The following is a 278-nucleotide window of genomic DNA, read 5'->3' as shown; positions in this document are numbered from 1 at the left end:
GGTAGGCGTCCGGGTTCGCCTCGGCCAGCGCGCGGTTGTGGTCGGCGGCTTCCCGGATCGCGGCCAGGCCCTCCTCCCGCCGCCCCACCTCACCCAACCGGATGGAGAGGTTGTTCAAGGCACCGGCGAGGTCGGGCAGGTAGGCGTCCGGGTTCGCCTCGGCCAGCGCGCGGTAGTGGTCGGCGGCTTCCCGGATCGCGGCCAGGCCCTCCTCCCGCCGCCCCACCTCACCCAGATCGACGGAGAGGTTGTTCAAGGACATGGCGAGGTCGGGCAGG

At 72.7% G+C, this 278-nt stretch carries 1 pseudogene; it reads right to left on the bottom strand.

Features of this window, described 5'->3' with window-relative positions:
• Positions 1 to 278, bottom strand: a pseudogene (locus ACIHFE_RS34515) (ATP-binding protein); the annotation flags it as partial.

The sequence above is a fragment of the Streptomyces sp. NPDC052396 genome, from assembly GCF_044593195.1.
Lineage (GTDB): Bacteria > Actinomycetota > Actinomycetes > Streptomycetales > Streptomycetaceae > Streptomyces.
Note: the sequence above shows the minus strand (reverse complement) of the source record. Positions and strands in the feature narration are given on the sequence as shown.